Origin of the sequence: Azospirillum sp. B4 (assembly GCF_000333275.1) — a bacterium.
Lineage (GTDB): Bacteria > Pseudomonadota > Alphaproteobacteria > Azospirillales > Azospirillaceae > Nitrospirillum.
The window spans coordinates 1-16,848 of sequence record NZ_BACU01000436.1 but is presented as its reverse complement, the minus strand read 5'-3'; the positions used below and the strand labels follow the sequence as shown (position 1 = coordinate 16,848).

Below are 16,848 nucleotides of genomic sequence, written 5' to 3'. Positions count from 1 at the left end.
TCTGCCGCTTGACGGACGCCGGCCGGGCGGCCTGCGGCAAAGCCAAAGGCGGGGGATCTGTGAACAGGCGCCCGGCATAAGCCGGAAATGGAAACGGCGCCTGGTCCGTTGCTGGACCGGCGCCGTCTTCAGAATTTCGAGCCGACATGGTCAGCGTGACGGGCAACTACAGCCAGATCGGCGGCACGCTGACGGCCGGTATCGGCGGCACCACGGCCGGTGAACTGCTGGTCAGCGGCAGCGCCAGCCTGACGGGCGGCACGGTGGCGGTCACGGCCCTGGACGGCGTGAACCTGATCGCGGGGCAGAGCTACACCATCGTCGAGGCCGGCGGCGGCCTGTCCGCCACCGGCCTGACGGCGTCGGCCACCGGCTTCAGCGCCACCCTGGGCACCAGCCCGGCCGGTGCCGCCACCGACCTTATCCTGACCCTGCTCAGCGACTACATCAGCGGCACGCTCGGGACCCTGACCAACACCGGCACCCTCACCGCCGCCACGGCGGTGATGATCACCCGGGGCGGCAGCCTGGGCACCCTGGCCAACAGTGGGGTGATCATCGGCGATGTGGTCAACGCCAGCGCCCATGACCTGGTGGTCACCGGCGGCGGCGACGGCATCGTGGGGTCGTTCAGCGGTGGCACCATCCGCAACAGCCTGTCCAACCTGGCCTTCGCCTCGGGTGCCGTCAGCCTGGCCGACGTCCTCGACGTCACCGGCCACACCGTCAGCAACACCGGCGCCAGCCTGACCCTGGCCAGCGACATCAGCGTCACCGGGGCCTACAGCCAGTCGGCGGGCACCCTGGCCGTGGCCGGCCATGGCTTGAGCGTCAGCGACGCGGCGGTCATCGGCGGCGGCACCGTCTCTGCCGGCCTCAGCGCCACCGGCACCTACCTGGTGGGCGACAGCGTCACCCTGGTGCAGGGCGGGGCGGGGTCCCGCTACACCGGCGCCACCGTCACCTCCGGCCTGGCCGGTCTGGATGCCGTCGGCGGCGTCAGCGGCAGCAGCCTGTTGGCCATCGCCGGCAACGACTACATCGGCGGCACCCTGGCCAGCCTGGTGGTCACCGGCACACTTGTTAACACGGCCGGCGGCGCCACGGCGCTCTATGTCGCCGGCACCGGCACGCTGGGCACTCTGGCCAACAGCGGCACCATCACCGGCAACGTGGTCAACGCCGGCACCGCCGCCCTGTCCATCACCGGCGGCACGGGGGGCGTCACCGGCACCCTGACCGGCGGCACCATCACCAGCACCAACGCCAACGTGGTGCTGGTCGCGGGCACCCTGGCGCTGAACGACACCGTCAACGTCGGCGCGGGCACCCTGGTCAACAGCGGCGCCACCATGCTGCTGACCGACATGGTCAGCGTCACCGGCAACTACAGCCAGACCGGCGGCACGCTGACCGCTGGCATCGGCGACGGCACGGCGGGTGAACTGCTGGTCAGCGGCAGCGCCAGCCTGACGGGCGGCACCGTGGCGGTGACGGCGCTGGCCGGCGTCAACCTGATCGCGGGGCAGAGCTACACCATCGTCCAGGCCGGCGGCGGCCTGTCCGCCACCGGCCTGACGGCGTCGGCCAGCGGCTTCAGCGCCACCCTGGGCACGGCCGCCAACAGTAGCGCCACCGACCTGCTGCTGACCCTGGTCAGCGACTACATCAGCGGCACGCTCGGGACCCTGACCAACACCGGCACCCTCACCGCCGCCACGGCGGTGATGATCACCCGGGGCGGCAGCCTGGGCACCCTGGCCAACAGTGGGGTGATCATCGGCGACGTGGTCAACGCCAGCGGCAATGACCTGGTCATCACCGGTGGAACCGGCGGCGCGGTGGGGTCCTTCAGCGGCGGCACCATCCACAACAGCCTGTCCAACCTGACCTTCGCTTCGGGTGCCGTCAGCCTGGCCGACGTCCTCGACGTCACCGGCCACACCGTCAGCAACACCGGCGCCAGCCTGACCCTGGCCAGCGACGTGGCCATCGCCGGCGGCTACGTCCAGTCGGCCGGCACCCTGGCCGTGGCCGGCCATGGCTTGAGCGTCAGCGATGCGGCGGTGGTCAGCGGCGGCGTGGTCAACGCCGGAGTGTCGGCTTTGGGCACCTACCTGGCGGGCGACAGCGTCACGCTGATCCAGGGCGGGGCGGGGTCCAGCTACGCCGGCGCCACGGTGGTCAGCGGCGTCACCGGCCTGGACGCCAGGGGCAGCACCAGCGGCACCAGCCTGCTGGCCGTGGCGGGCAACGATTACATCGGCGGCAGCCTGGCCAGCCTCAGCGTCACCGGCATGCTGACCAACACCGCCGGCGGCGCCACAGCGCTGTATATCGCGGCCACCGGCAGCCTGGGCACGCTGGCCAACAGCGGCGCGATCGTCGGCAACGTCACCAACCTGTCGGCCGCCGACCTGACCATCACCGGTGGGGCCAACGGTTCGGTGGGCCGCTTCAGCGGCGGCACCATCCGCAACACCTCCTCTAACGTGGTGTTCGCCGCCGGCGCGGTCAGCCTGGCCGACGCGGTCAACGTCGCCGGCCACACCGTGGCCAACACCGGGGCCAGCCTGGCGCTGGCTGGTGACGTGGCGGTGACGGGCGACTTCGCCCAGTCCGGCGGCACGCTGGCCGCCGGCGGCCACGTCCTGTCGGTCAGCGGGGCCGCCAGCATCACGGGCGGCGTGGTCGACGCCGGCGTGTCGGCCACGGGCACCTATCGGGTGGGCGACAGCGTCACGCTGGTCCAGGGCGGCACCGGCTCGACCTACGCCGGCGCCACCGTCCTCAGTGGCGTCACCGGCCTGGACGCCTCAGGATCCACCAGCGGCACCAGCCTGCTGGCCGTGGCCGGCAATGACTACATCGGTGGCGGCCTGGACAGCCTGGCCGTCACCGGCACGCTGACCAACACCGCCGGTGGCGCCACGGCGCTCTACATCGCCAGCACCGGCGCCCTGGGCACCCTGGCCGACACCGGCACCGTCGCCGGCGACATCCTGAACCTGTCGGCCAACGACCTGTCGATCAGCGGCGGCACGGACGCCGCCCCCGGCGTCCTGACCGGCCGGGACGGCACCCAGGGCACCATCGGCAACACCCAGTCCAACCTGCGCTTCGTGCGGGGCGTGCTGCTGCTGAACGACCGCATCGACGTGGGCGGCCATGGCGTGGTCAACAGCGGCGCCACCCTGCTGGTCAACAGCGCCATCAACATCGCCGGCAGCTACAGCCAGACGGGCGGCGGCCTGGTGGTGGGCGTCAGCGGCACCACCCACGGCAGCCTGGTGATCAGCGGCAGCGCCAGCCTGACCGGGGGCAGCATCACCCTGACCGCCGTCAACGGTGGGGCCCTGTCGGCGGGCAGCTACACCATCGTCTCGGCCGGGGCCAGCCTGACCACCAGCAACCTGACGCTCACCGCCGCCGGCTACACCGTCACCAGTTCCACCATCACCAGCGGCGGAACCACCGACCTGGTGCTGACCCTGGACAGCGGCACCATCATCAACCCGACCAATCCGACGGCGCCCACCACCAGCTACGCGGCGGTGGGCCTGGCGGCGGGCGGTCCGGCGGCTGGCACCGGCCGGGCGCTGGACGTCATCGCCACCAGCGACGGCGCGGCGGCCCAGGCCTTCCAAACGGCGGTATTGACCCGCCTGTCCAAGCTGCCGGGGGCGGAGCAGCAACTGGCGGTGACCCAGCTGTCGCCCAGCCAGCTGACGCCCCAGATCAACGCGCTGTCGGTCACGCCCTCCACCAACGCCATCAGCCAGCACCAACAGCAGGTGGCGGCCAACATGGATGGGGGCGGGAAGGGGGCGGCCGCCGGCTCCGGACCGCTGTCGGGCGCCGTCTGGGGGGAGATCCTGGGCGGGGGCGCCCTGCGTGGCAACAACGCCGACGCGGCCGGCTATGATGCGACCACCGCCGGGCTGGTGATCGGCGCCGACTGGTACGCCAGTTCCGAGGTCATGGCCGGCCTGGCGTTCAGCTGGCTGAACGGCTCGGCCCAGGGCCAGGGCATGGCGGCGGGCAGCCAGACCAAAGCGGCCAGCTACCAGTTGACGGCCTACACCGTCTGGCGTCCGGAATGGGCGGACCAGCGGCTGTCGGTCGAGGGCCAGGCCAGCTTTGGCTACAACCACTACGACCAGCGCCGCTGGATTGGCTTCCTGGGCGCGCGCGCCAACGCCAACTATGGCGGAGAGCAGTACCTGGGCAAGCTGACGGTGGGCTACGACCTGCCGCTGGCCGGCACCCTGACCCTGACGCCACAGGCCAGCCTACGGGCGGTGCGCCTGACCAACCACGCCTATGAGGAGCGTGACGCCGGCGTGGCCAACCTGGCGGTGGGCGCCCTGAAGGTGGACAGCCTGACCCAAGAACTGGGCGCCAAGCTGACGACGCGGTGGAGCACCGACCTGGGCCCCCTTATACCGGATCTGCGCCTGGCCTGGGTGCACGACTACCTGAATGGGCCCGTCGCCACCACCGGCGTATTGGCCGGCACCAGCTTCGTCAGCAGCACCGGCCGCACCGCCGCCGACGGTCTGGCCATCGGTGTCGGCGTCACCTTGGACAAGAGCGATACCTTCCGATTGCGCCTGGAATACTCAGGCGAACTCCGCCGCGACTATCAAAGCCATGCGGGCGTGCTGCGAGCCACGTTTGACTTCTGATAGGCCGTGGGCTGGCCGGCTGGCGCTCCCGGGGGGCGTCAGCCGGCCAGTATCCTGGATCCACCGCGATATATATTTTAGCCGATAATGGTAATTATGGAAATATTTAGCCAAACCGTAGACACATACCCGAACGGTGAACTGTGGGAGCGCGTCGGCCGCCCACTGTCCATCTGCCGGTGGCGCACCGCAATTCAGGACGACAGGTGTGGGGGACATGGTCACGCTTTCTCAACACCAGGGAGAAGGCCATGCGGACAGACGGTGGAGCCCAATACCGGCAAGGGGGACAGGTCCTTTATCGCGATGCCACCGGGGGCATCGTCGGCCGGGAATGGTTCGAGCTGTGTCACCACGCGGCCGGCCATACCTTGCGCGCCTTCTGCGAGATGGATGATATCGGCCTGACGCGCGATGTCACCCTGGCCTTGGATGAGACATGGCGGCCCATTGACGGCTTTTGCCGCATCACGGAGCGGGGCCAGGTGACAGCCGCCACGCACATCGCCGTGGGCCAGGGCCAGGCCAGCCTACGTGGACTGGTCCGGCGCGCGGGGCGACTGGAAGCGACGGAGGCGGTGCTGGCCACCCCCACCCCCCCGGCTTACCTGGGCCTCCACCCCTTGCAGGGCGATGCCTTGATCGTCAACTGCGTGCCCGGGCTGGCGCCGGGTGCCGTGGCGCAGGTGCCTTCGCTCACCAATTCCCATTCGCCGGATGGGGAACAGGACGTCGGCCTGCACGGCCTGGTCATCAGCGTCACCTTTCGGGGCCATGAGACGGTGGACGTGGCCGCCGGGCGCTTCGCGGCGCGGCGCTTCGCTCTGCAGTGGGGTCCTGACTGGCCACCGGCCGACCTTTGGGTCAGGGAGGAGGACTGCCTGTTCCTGTGCATGCGATGGAGCATGACACCGCGCTGGTACGAACTGGCGTCCCTTGACGACGGGCGACCTACGATATAGCGGCATGGGGGATGGAATGAGGATTTTGCCAATTTTGATATTCGCCGCCCTCGGTACATTACCCTGCCTTGCGCAGGCGGCCGAGACGGCGGCGGACGGCTGGCGGATCCTCCCCCCGGAACGCGTGTGGTCCGCGCAGGCACCGCTGCCGCCCGATTGGCCAGGCAAGGCCACGCGGGTGGTGGTGGAAACCACCAGCGCGGATGGGCAGCGGGTCATCAACGTCACCGACCCAACCTACCAAGCCTACTTGCCCGCACCAGACAGGGCCACCGGTGCCGCCGCCATTATCGCCCCCGGCGGCGGATTCCGCTTCCTGGCCATACGCAATGAAGGCACCGCCGTGGCCGAATGGCTGGCCGGGCGGGGGGTGGCCGCCTTCGTGCTGAAGTACCGTGTGGTGCAGCAGGACGGGTCCGAGGAGGAAACGCGCCGCAAGTCACAAGGCGTGCCGGTGGAGGTCCAGGGCGCCCCGGGCGTGGCGGACGGCATCCAGGCGCTGAAGCGCATCCGTGACCACGCGCGGGACTATGGCATCGATCCCCACCGGGTGGCGGCCATCGGCTTTTCCGCTGGGGCGCACGTGGTGTCGATGATGGCGTTGGCGCCCGATGCCGCCGCCCGCCCGGACTATGTGGCCCCCATCTACGGCGGCGCCTTCACCAGCGGAGATTACCATCTTCCGCCCGCCAACCTGCCACCGGAGCCTGGGACACCGACGGAGCCTTGGCTGGCGCCCCCGCCAAAGCCGGCCCCGGGGCGCCTGCCGCCCTTCTTCCTGGCCATGGCACAGGACGACGTGTTCGTCGGCCAAGGGGTGCGGCGTTTCTATGACGCCTTGTTCGCCGCCGGCTACCGGCCGGAACTGCACCTCTATTTCCGGGGGAACCATGGCTTCGGCATGAAGCCGCAAGGCAGCACCTCGGACCACTTCCTGCAGGAGTTCCTGTGGTGGCTGGAGGCGCAGGGCGCCACCCGGACGGCCCCGCCGTGACGGTTCCGCCGGGTGGCCCGCCCCGCGCTACCCTCCCGATCCGGTGGGCTGGCCCGATCCGGTGGGCTGGGGCACCAGGGCGGGCGGATCGACCAGGCCGCGCAGCAGCAGGTTGGGCAGCCGCGTGTTATCCCAGTCCAACGCCTTGGGCGGCGTCGGTCCCAGCCGCACCACGATGAGGCGGGCGGCAGGAGAGACGTGGATCGTCTGGTTGCCGTTGCCGTCGAACAGATAAAGATCCTTGTCCAGATAGGGCTCGCCGTGGCGGACACTGGGCCCCGGCGTCCCCGGCGCGCCGAATCCACGCCGCGCCACATAGGGACCCGCCAGCCATACACCCAGGCCGTAATGCGGGTTCTGCGCCGTCGGCGTCACCATTTCCCGCACATAATTGGGCGGCAGGACGCGACGGCCGCCCATCACGCCGTCGTCCAGCATCAGGCGGGCCAGCCTGAGCCAGGTTTCCGCCGGTAGCAGCATGCAGCAGCCGGAATGGGCCAAGCCCCCTTCCCGGCTGACCCAGACCGTCCCGCCAGGTGAGCCGACGGGGGCCAGCAGTTCATGCCCCACGAACTCGGCATAGCGCCGGCCGGTGGCGCGCTCCAGGACCAGGGCCACCAGGTCGGCCGTGGCGTTGGAATAGGCGAAGCGCGTCCCCGGCGCATCGCTCAGGGGATAGTCGTTGACGATATAGCGCCCGTGGTCGGGGCTGAGATAGGCCCGGTTCCAGGGGCTGTCGGGATCGGCGCTGACGCCCTGGTCCAGCAGGCCGGAGCGCATGTCCAGCAGGTGGCGGACCAGCATGCCGGCCTTGGGTGTGCCCCGCCATTCCGGAATGAAGTCGGCCACCGGCTGATCCAGTGAACGGATGTATCCCAGAAAGAGGGCCCGTCCCACCGCCAGGGCGGCGAGCGGCTTCGACAGCGACTTGGACGGCAGGGGCGTGCCGGCGGTGACGCCATCGAAATAGCGCTCCGCCACCAGCTGCCCTTGGTGCCAAACCAGAAAGGCGCTGGCCTTGCTGTCCGCCGCGTACGCTTCGGCGGCGGACAGCGCCGCGACGCGGATCCCGCCGATGGCGCCGGACCGGACGTCGCCGCTGGCGCTCCGGGGCAACGCCGCCGGCTCAGGCGCGCCCGGCACGTCCTCCAGCGGTTGGTAGAGTGTCTCCGGTGCCGCCCCGCCCATGAGTGCCGCCAGGCGCTGGCGATAGAGCGTTTCCGCCGCGTCGCTGGCCTCGGTCGCAGGCGATGCCGCCGGTAGGCCGAGGAGCAAAGGGGCCAGAAGCAGAAGGGCCTTTTGGCTGAAGCGGCGGGTCATGGCGCGGCGGACCCCGTTTCACGCTTCAGGATGGTGATCAGCGCCTTCAGCCGTTCCGGATCGGTGATATTGCCGGAGGAAACGACCATGGCCGTGCCGGGGGCGAATTTGTCGGGGTCGGACAGGAAGGCGGCCAGGGCCTCATCCGTCCACACCTCGCCGTTCCTGCCACGGCCGGCGAGGCTGGCGCCATAGGGGAAATTGGGCGCCGCCGCCATGCGCTGACCGAAGACGGCGTAGAGATTGGGGCCGGTGCCGTGGGCGCCCCCCTTGTTCATGGTGTGGCAGAACACGCACCACTTGAACGTCTCCGCCCGCACCTGGCGTTCGAAGTCCGTCTCGGGCGGCAGGGTCTCCACCACCGGCGGCGCCAACCGCGAGGTGGCGCCGCCGTCCGCCTGCACCACATGGCCCGTGGCGAAGGGGGAGACGCGGAACAAGGCGTGCGGACCATAGAGGCCGACCGCGATGAGGGCGACCGCCGCCACCGCGACCGGGACCAGCCCCTGATAGCCGGCACGCGGCTCCCGTCCGGCGCGGCGGCGGTGGATCAGCGCCCCCACCACCCAAAGCGCGGCGGCGATGGCCAGGTACTCCGCCACGACGACAGGGCCCCGGTCATAGGATTTGAAGGTGCTGAGGGCGAAGAGCGAACATCCCATGCTGAGCAGGGCGTACAGGCCGAACCCCCGGGGGAAGGCGGTGAACAGGCCCTTGCCATGGCGGAAAAGGAAATAGACCGCCGAAACCAGGATCGTGGCCTTGAGCACCAGCAGGCTGGTGCCGAAGGCGGAATGGAAATAGCCGGTGAACAACCACAGGCCGCGATCCTCACCGATGGGCGCGGGCAAGGCCGGCAGGGGGCCGAAATGCAAGCCCATGCCGTGACTCCAGACCACGAACACGCCCAGGATCGGGGTCAGGCCGAGGCAGGCATAGGTTGCCAGCACCAGGCCCATGGCCCAGGCGCGCGCCCGGGGTGGCAGCGCCGGCGTGGGAAGCGGCGGCAGCCCCCGCCTCCACCGCCACAGCCGGGTGACCGCCAGAAGGAACAGCAGTCCGCCGACCAGGTAATGCCAGCCGCGCAGCTGCTCGCGCAGCGGCGACATCTTGTCCATGCGCGGCATCAGCGTCGTCAGGACGTCCTGGGCCAGCACCAGCGCCGGCAAGGCATAGTCCAGCACGATCTCGCCCGGACGCCGGAAGCGTCCCCCTTGATCGCTCATCATATCTCCCAAAGGTTCTTGGCCATGGTGCCGCCCTGCGCGGCGTTATCGTTTATGCCCGGCGGTCAGTCGCCGGCCTTGAAGGCCTGGATGCGCCGTGTGACGTTGGCGCGGATGTCGGCATAGAACAGGCCGTAGTCGTGGTAGTGCATCAGTCCGCCCGGCAGGGGCTTGAGGCCAAGGTCCGCCGCCGGTTCCACCACCAGATAGCCCCGATCACAGCGGGCGCTGACGGCATGCGGCCGCAAGGGCTGTAACGGTCCCTGCCCCGGCTCCCCAGGGACGGCCCCTTGTGACAGGTCCACCGTGGCGGCCGGCGTGCCCCGGTCAAAGGTCAGCGGGTTGACGCACAGCAGCGTCTTGCCCGGGTGGTCGCCATGGCGTTGGACATACCGCGCCTCGCCCGCCTTGGCGAACAGCGCGATGTCGGCATCGGGCATGACCGCATTCCAGGCGATGACGCAATGGGTGGCGGCCGGCGTCGCGCAGACAGCCAGTGTCTTGTAGGTGCGGGGAAAATCCCCTTCCGACAGGTTGGTGCCTATGGTGTAGGCCGCCACCAGCTGGCGGGCCAGCGGCGTGCCGTCGATGCGGCGTTCCAGCAGGCGCGTCAGGTGCACGGCCCCCTGGCTGTGCCCCGCCAGGATGAAGGGGCGCCCGCCATTGTCGTGGGCGATGTAGTGGTCGAAGGCGCGCTCCACATCGCCATAGGCCAGGTCGAAGGCCTTGGCGCCATCGCCGGCCATGGTGCTGAACGCCAGCGAAGAGCCCTGGCGGTAGCGTGGGGCGAACACCCGGCAGCAGGCGTTGAAGACGCTGGCCTGCCGGGCGATGACGCTGGCATCCGTCCAGGCGTTGACGGTGGCGTCGGCCACGTCCTGGTTCCAGCGCTCGCGGCTCCGGTAGGTTGTCGGGTGCACGTAGAACACGTCCACGCCGGAAGGATCGGTCACACCAGCCGCCGGGCTGGCGCCGGGCGGCACGGCGATCGCGGCCCCTGGCGCGCCCGGACGGGCCGCCCAGCTTTCCGGCCGGTCATAGTCGGGTGCCGGGGGCGGCGCTTGTTCGGCGAAGGGCTGCACACCGGTGTCAGCGGCCGTCGCCGGCGCGACCGGCAGGGCCAGACCCAGAGCCAGTGCCAGGACCAGCAGGCGGGCGGGTGGGATCATCATGGGCGGACCTCCACAGTTATCATGAGGAATCGGTATCATCCCGGCCAAAGCGGCAAGCCACCGGTCGGGAGTCCTGACCGCTGAATGGACCGACGTGCCGGGGGATCGGCACCGGGTGGCTTCGGGTTCGTCGCCTATCCGCCAAGTGGACAGCGGATGGGGCGGGGTTTTGATTCCCGCGCCCGCGATCAGAGCGTAAAGGGCTGCCAGATGGCGGACATTGGGAAGGGATGTGGGATGGACGAGAAGCGATCGATATACGGGATGGCGCCCTGGCGGCCGAGCCGCCGGGCCTTCATGGCCGGGGCGGCCACCGTGGCCGCGGCGACGGCGGCGCGGTCCGCCCGGGCGGACGCGGGACAACTGACCCTGCGGACACCCGCCGGCCGCGCCATCGATGTGCGCACCTGGATCGTGCCGCAGGAACGGGGGCGCGTCCTGTTCTCCCACGGCGCCTTGTCCGCCCCCTGGAAGTACCAGTCGGTCATCGAGGCGTGGGGACGGGCCGGCTACAGCGTGTTCGCGCCGCTGCATGTGGATTCCACGGACCATCCCGACCACGCCGCCTTCCCCGGCCTGGCCAGTTGGCCGGCGCGTATCGAGGATGTGCGGGCGCTGGCCGACCATTTGGGCGGGCCTTATGTGGCGGCCGGCCATTCCTACGGCGGCCTGATCGCCCTGGTCCTGGGGGGCGCGTCGCCGGCCGTGCCGAACGGCGTGCCCCTGCCCCTGCGCGATCCGCGCGCGAAGGTCTCGGTCGCGTTTTCGCCACCGGGGATCGACGGCACCCTGGTTAAGACGGGGGACTACGCCACGCTGGCGGTCCCGGCCTTCATCCAGACGGGCGACCATGACACGCCGCCCGGACCGGCGGCGGACTGGCGCTCGCATCTCGCCGCCTATGACGAGGCCAAGGAAGGCGGCGACCGGTACGCCGCCGTGCTGGCCGGGGTGGACCACTATTTCGGCGGCGCCATCTGCCGCCCCGAACTGCCGGCCCCCCATCAGGACGAGGCCTTGGCGGCGGCGGTCTCGCTGTCCATCCTGTTCATGCGCGCCCATTTCTCCGGCGACATGGGGGCGCTTCAGGTCCTCCGCTCTCGCCTGGCGGCGGACGGCCCGGTGCAGTTGCGCCATAAGTGACACCTCGCGGTTGAGCAGGATGGTCCGGCCCCGTCGGCATCGCAGACGGGGCCGGTCGCGTTTTGATCAGGGCTTCAGGCTCAGCGCCGACATGGCCAGGGTCGCCGTCAGGCCCGTATCCCCCGCATCCCGTGCCAGGACGACTGGAACGGGACCGCCGCTTACCGCCCAGGCCGCCGCCCCGCTGTCGTATCGGGCGATGAGGCGGGGATCGATGGGCAGGGTCACCGCGACGCTCTGGCCGGGCGCCAGTTCCACCCGCTGGAAGGCGACCAGCCGCCGCGCCGGCCTGCCGTCGGCGCCCGGGACCACGGCGTAGACTTGGGGAACATCCACGCCCGGGCGGTCCCCCGTGTTGGTGACCGTGAAGCGCACGGACGGGCGCGCGCCGCCCTGGGCGGTGAAGCCGTCGTGGCGGAACCGGCTGTAGGAGAGCCCGTGGCCGAAGGGGAACAGCGGCTTCAGCCCCTGGCGCCCGTACCAGCGGTAGCCGACGTCGGCACCCTCGACATAAGGGACGTCGAAGCCCTTGACGCCGCCGGTGATGTCCACGGTGGTGGCGCCCGGCGTGCGCGGCTTCGCCGCCTGTTCGGCCGCCGCCGCCTTCACGTTGGCCAGACCGGGAACCTGCGGGCGGGGCGCCTGTTCTTCCCGGGCGGGAAAGGTGAGCGGCAGGCGACCACCGGCATCGACCTCACCGAACAGCACGCGGGCGATGGCTTCGCCGCCCTGGTCGCCAGGATACCAGGCCTCCAGCACCGCGCCCACCTTGCCCAGCCAGGGCATCAGCACGGCACCTCCCGTTTCCAGCACGACGGTGGTGCGCGGGTTGGCCGCCGCCACGGCGGCGATCAGGGCGTCCTGGCCCTCCGGCAGCGCCAGGCTTTCCAGGTCGATCGCCTCGGTCCGCCATTGCGTGGCGAAGACCAGGACCGCGTCGGCGCCCGTCGCGGCGGCCGCCGCCGCCGCCGGATCGGCGCCGTCCAGGAAGGTCACTTGCGCGCCGGGTAGGCGCGCCTTGATGGCCGCCAGGGGTGAAGACCCGTGGTAGGTGATCTTGATGAAGCCCAGGTTGGCCGGTCCGTTGGGGATGGGCATGCGCAGCGGGGAGCCGCTGACGGCCTGCACCTGCGACGACCCGCCCCCCGACAGCACCCCGACATCGGCATGCCCGCCGATCACCACCACCCGCTTCAGCGCGGTCGACAGGGGCAGGACCCGCCCCTCATTGCGCAGCAGGACGGCCCCCGCCTCCGCCGCGCGCCGGGCCACCAGGCCATGGGCGGCATAGTCGATGGGCTGCGGGCTGTCCGGCGCCGGCCGGTCGACCAGCCCGCGATGGAACAGGCGGCCCAGGATGCGGCGGACCATGTCATCCAGCCGGGCCTCCGGCACGGTGCCCTTCCCTATCGCCGTTTGTAGTGGCTCCCCGAAATAAACCTCCTGGTCCAGTTCCTGGCCGGATTCCTGATCCAACCCCGCCAGCGCGGCCTTGACGGTGGAATGCACGCCGCCCCAGTCGGACATGACCCATCCGGGAAAACTCCAGTCCCGTTTCAGCACCTGGTTCAGCAGCCAGTCGTTCTCGCACGACCAGTCGCCGTTCACCTTGTTGTAGGCGCACATGACGGAATCGGGCTGCCCCCGTTCCAGCGCGATCTGGAAGGCCAGCAGGTCGCTTTCCCGCAGGGCGCCTTGGGCGATCTGGGCATCCAGGACGTAGCGGCCGCTTTCCTGGGCGTTCAGGGCGAAGTGTTTCAGGGTGGACATGATGCCGTTGTCCTGCACCCCCCGGATCGCGGCGCCGGCCATGACGCCGGTCAGCCACGGATCTTCGCCCAAATATTCGAAATCACGGCCGTTCCAGGGATCGCGGGTCAGGTTGGCGCCACCAGCCAATAGGACGTTGAAGCCTTTGGCCCGCGCCTCTGCCCCGATCATGGCCCCGCCCTCATAGGCGATGGCGGGATCGAAGCTGGCGGCGGTCGCCAGGCTGGCAGGAAGGGCCGTGGCCACGTCACCGGGCCGCATGGTCCCGCCGTTCGCGACGCCTAAGCTGGCGTCGCTTTCATAAAGGTCGGGGATGCCCAGGCGGGGGACGCCGGGCACATGGCCGGCGCCGATGCGCTTGTCGTCCGGCCGGGTTTTCCTGAGGACGGAGCCGAAGTTGCCGTGGACCAGGCTGATCTTCTCATCCAGCGTCATCCGGCCCAAGACCAGCTCGACACGCTGCGCCGTCGGCACCGCCGGATCCAGCCAGGGCCGTCCCTCCTGCGCCTGGGCGGCCCCCGCCGCCAGCAGCGCCCACAGGCAAACCCCACCCCGTCGAAGCCAAGAACGTCCCGTCCTGGTACCCATGTCCATACGCTGCTCCCGCGACCATTTCATGGTCTGGCTATCCGGCTTGTCATTTTGAGAAACCGACGCCCGGCGGACCGGCCGGGCGTCGTCGGCTGAGGCGGCCCAGTGTCAGTGGAACAGGCGGGGCGTGAAATCTTCCAGGTACGCCCGCCAGTTGATCCAGGTGTGGCCACCAGCGCTCTCGTTGTAGACGTAGGCGATGCCGTACTGGTCCAGCACCTTGCGCACCGGGGCGACACCATTGAACACCGGGTCGCTCTTGCCCACGGCGTAGTAGACCAGGCCGCCGGACTTGGCCCGGGCCTTGAGGCTGGCATCGTTGGCCGCCAGGTAGCGGGCCACCTGGTCGTCGCCGAACAGGCCGATGCTGAAGACACCGACGGAACCGAAGACATCCGGACGGGGAAGTCCGAACTGGATGGTATGGGCGCCCCCCATGGACAGGCCCGCCATCGCCCGGGAAGCGGGCTTCGCGATCGTGCGGAAATGCGCGTCGATGTAGGGGATGAGGTCCTTGTGCAGATCGGCGCCGAAGTCGGTGTTCTCCAGCCCCTGCATGCCCTCGCGCATCGGCGTGTGGCCCTGGGGCATCACGACGATCATGGGCTTCACCTTTCCGGCGGCGATCAGGTTGTCCAGGATGGCGTTGGCGTTGCCCTTGGCCGTCCAGGCGTCGTCGCTGTCGCTGTAGCCATGGACCAGGTACAGGACGGGATAACGCTCCTTCCCCCCCGCTTCGTAACCGGGCGGGGTATAGACATGGGCCCGGCGCCGGATGCCCAGGCTGGCCGACTGGTAGTCGACCACCGACACCAGGCCATGGGCGACATCGGCCTTGTACAACTGGTTGGCCACCTCCGGGCCGGCGATCTCAAACACCGACTGCGGGCCGCCGAAGCCTTCGGCGAAGCGCGCGCCCTGCGGGTCGGCCACCCTCAGGCCGTCGACCTTGAACGCGTAGGTGTAGACGCCGGGCGCCACCGGAACCGGGGTCGTGGCCGACCAGTATCCCTGGTCGTCCAGCGCCATCGCCAGGCCGGGCGGCGTGCCGTCCAGGCCTATGGGCACGCCATTCACCTCGCCCGCGAATACCCGGGCCTCATGGATGCCCTTGGCGCAGAGGCGGAAGGTGACGCGGCCATCAGCCTGGGGATCCACCGATGAATAGAACAGCGGTGGCTGCATGAAGGACCGCTCCTCGCAGGCCGGCTGGGCGGCGGACGCTGCCGTTGCCGAGAAGGAGAGCAGCAGGGCGGAAGTCATAATAGGAAGAAGTCGACGCATCATCGCTCCAGAACAGACTATGGCGCCTTAGCACCGAAAAAAGGAAAGGCGCACACGGCCAAAACCGTGTGCGCCGCGTTACTTTAATTAGAACTTGTATTTCATCTGGAGGCCAAGAGTACGACGCTCGCGTAGGCCCACGCGGATGGTGGCGTTGTTGTAATAGGTGGAGCTGGGATTGAACAGGATGCCGTCGTTGGCGGAAACGTAGCTGGTACCATCAAAGAGGTTGTTCACGAAGAAGTCGACCGACACCGGACCCCTTGTGATGCCCGTACGGAAATTGAAGACATGCGCATCCTGCGTCTTCAGGACGTTGGCGACGTCCGTCCAGAAGCCGGATTTATAGCTGTAGTCAAGACGGCTGAACCAGGTCGCATCTCCCCAGTTTTTGAAATTGCCGCTGAAGTTAATACCCGCAGTGGCGGAGTACTTGGACACATTGGGCAATTCCTTGCCCTTGAAATTGCTGATGCCAGAGTAATTTGTCACCAGTGGGTCATTGTATTTCTGCACGTCGCTTTCTGTATAGGCGCCGGCGGCATTGAGGGTGATCATGTGGTTCAGGCGATAATTCCCCTGAAGTTCCAGGCCCGTCATATTGGTGCTGCCGGCGTTGATGGTGCCATACACGCTACCGAAGCCGCCGCTGGAGAGGACGAAGGTTTGGATGACCTGGTTCAACTGGTCGCGCCACTGCGAGTAATAGGCGGCGGCGGTGAAGTTCATCTGGCCCTCAAGAGCCTTGCCCTTGATACCGAATTCGTAAGTCGTGACCTTTTCCGGCCTCACAAAAAGGTCAACACCCAGGCTTTTGGCAACGGTCGCGGTCTGGCCGCTGTAATAGGCGACACCGGTGTTCAGTGCCGCGGTGTTCACACCCTTGGCCACAGAAACATAGCTCATGAGGTCATCGGTCCAGTTGTACTGGACGATGAAGCGCGGCAGGAAATTCGTATAGTCGCGGCTACCCAGCAAAGAGCCCGCCTTATACGTGCCGGCCGGGATGAAGGTGCTGTCGGTCACGGTCAGGTCGCCGGTGGAGGCGATGTACGAATACAGCTTGTCCACCTGATAGCGGCCCTCGGCGCTGGCCGTGAGTTTGCTGGTGATGTCGTAGGTCACGCCGAAGAAGCCGCTGAGGGTCTCCGTCTCAGACTTGCCAGAAGGGGTGACCGCCTTGTTGGCGGTAATGTTATCCAACGAGTCGACGGTGCGGAGAATATCGCTGTTCAGATAGCTGAAACCGGCCACCCCGCGCAGCGGGCCCGCGTTATCGTAGCTGAGGCGCAGTTCTTGCGACCAATCCTTGGTCACGCTTTCCACCAGGTAGGCGGCGCTGTAATAGCTGCGCTGGCCATTGGTCGAGGTGTAGCTCGTGTTCGCGATGCCGGAGCCATCATAATTAATGATGTCCGACAGAGAGCTCCACTGCTCATGATTGTAACCGGTGAGCGAACTGATGGTGAAGCCGGTATCGGGGATTTCATAGTCGGCGGTCAGATGGCCGTGCTTGTAATCGCGAACCAGGCCGTATTTCTGAACGCCCTCGCCCGGATCGATAATGCGGTTCTTGGTGACCGCCAGCGCCTTGCGCACATAGCTGTCGACAACGCCGTTGGTGGCGGGGGAGCCAGACGGAAGGGAAGGCGTGGTGCCGCAGATGAAGGGATGGCTGTTGAGCGTGCAGTGCTCTGA

At 68.7% G+C, this 16,848-nt stretch carries 10 protein-coding genes; 4 read left to right on the top strand and 6 right to left on the bottom strand.

Going from position 1 to position 16,848, the window contains the following annotated elements:
* The first annotated feature begins 146 nt into the window (after nucleotides 1–146).
* The 3 genes from I55_RS38560 to I55_RS19105 all read left to right on the top strand — a co-directional run bounded on the left by I55_RS38560 (nucleotide 147) and on the right by I55_RS19105 (nucleotide 6,644).
* Entirely contained in the window at nucleotides 147–4,688 is a 4,542-nt protein-coding gene (locus I55_RS38560) for an autotransporter domain-containing protein (RefSeq protein WP_044562172.1), read from the top strand.
* A gap of 251 nt (nucleotides 4,689–4,939) precedes the next feature.
* Nucleotides 4,940–5,650 (top strand): hypothetical protein, encoded by a 711-nt coding sequence (locus I55_RS19110; RefSeq protein ID WP_044562171.1) that lies wholly within the window; start codon nucleotides 4,940–4,942, stop codon nucleotides 5,648–5,650.
* A 124-nt stretch (nucleotides 5,651–5,774) separates the two neighbouring features.
* Entirely contained in the window at nucleotides 5,775–6,644 is an 870-nt protein-coding gene (locus tag I55_RS19105) for an alpha/beta hydrolase (RefSeq protein WP_148293837.1), read from the top strand.
* Nucleotides 6,645–6,671: 27 nt separating this feature from the next.
* Here I55_RS19105 and I55_RS19100 read toward each other — a convergent pair whose 3' ends face one another.
* The 3 genes from I55_RS19100 to I55_RS34890 all read right to left on the bottom strand — a co-directional run bounded on the left by I55_RS19100 (nucleotide 6,672) and on the right by I55_RS34890 (nucleotide 10,362).
* Nucleotides 6,672–7,964, bottom strand: coding sequence for a serine hydrolase (locus I55_RS19100; protein ID WP_044562170.1), 1,293 nt, complete (start codon nucleotides 7,962–7,964; stop codon nucleotides 6,672–6,674).
* On the bottom strand, nucleotides 7,961–9,190 hold the full coding sequence (locus I55_RS33250; protein ID WP_148293836.1) for a cytochrome c family protein: 1,230 nt from the start codon (nucleotides 9,188–9,190) through the stop codon (nucleotides 7,961–7,963). The genes I55_RS19100 and I55_RS33250 overlap by 4 nt, the downstream gene beginning before the upstream one ends.
* A 65-nt stretch (nucleotides 9,191–9,255) precedes the next feature.
* Nucleotides 9,256–10,362, bottom strand: a complete 1,107-nt coding sequence (locus tag I55_RS34890; protein WP_049974279.1) for a DUF3089 domain-containing protein — start codon at nucleotides 10,360–10,362, stop codon at nucleotides 9,256–9,258.
* Between the two features lie 237 nt (nucleotides 10,363–10,599).
* On the opposite strand from I55_RS34890, the gene I55_RS36125 reads away from it, so the two are divergent.
* Nucleotides 10,600–11,505 (top strand): alpha/beta fold hydrolase, encoded by a 906-nt coding sequence (locus tag I55_RS36125; RefSeq protein WP_159107240.1) that lies wholly within the window; start codon nucleotides 10,600–10,602, stop codon nucleotides 11,503–11,505.
* Nucleotides 11,506–11,571: 66 nt separating this feature from the next.
* On the opposite strand, the gene I55_RS19080 is transcribed toward I55_RS36125, so the two are convergent.
* The 3 genes from I55_RS19080 to I55_RS19070 all read right to left on the bottom strand — a co-directional run.
* Nucleotides 11,572–13,893, bottom strand: coding sequence for a beta-glucosidase (locus tag I55_RS19080; RefSeq protein WP_199902648.1), 2,322 nt, complete (start codon nucleotides 13,891–13,893; stop codon nucleotides 11,572–11,574).
* Between the two features lie 81 nt (nucleotides 13,894–13,974).
* Nucleotides 13,975–15,129: an esterase family protein gene (locus I55_RS19075; protein WP_085940058.1), complete on the bottom strand. Its 1,155-nt coding sequence runs from the start codon at nucleotides 15,127–15,129 to the stop codon at nucleotides 13,975–13,977.
* Between the two features lie 108 nt (nucleotides 15,130–15,237).
* Nucleotides 15,238–16,848, bottom strand: a 1,611-nt coding sequence (locus I55_RS19070; RefSeq protein WP_044562168.1) for a TonB-dependent receptor, incomplete at its 5' end; no start/stop codon positions are given.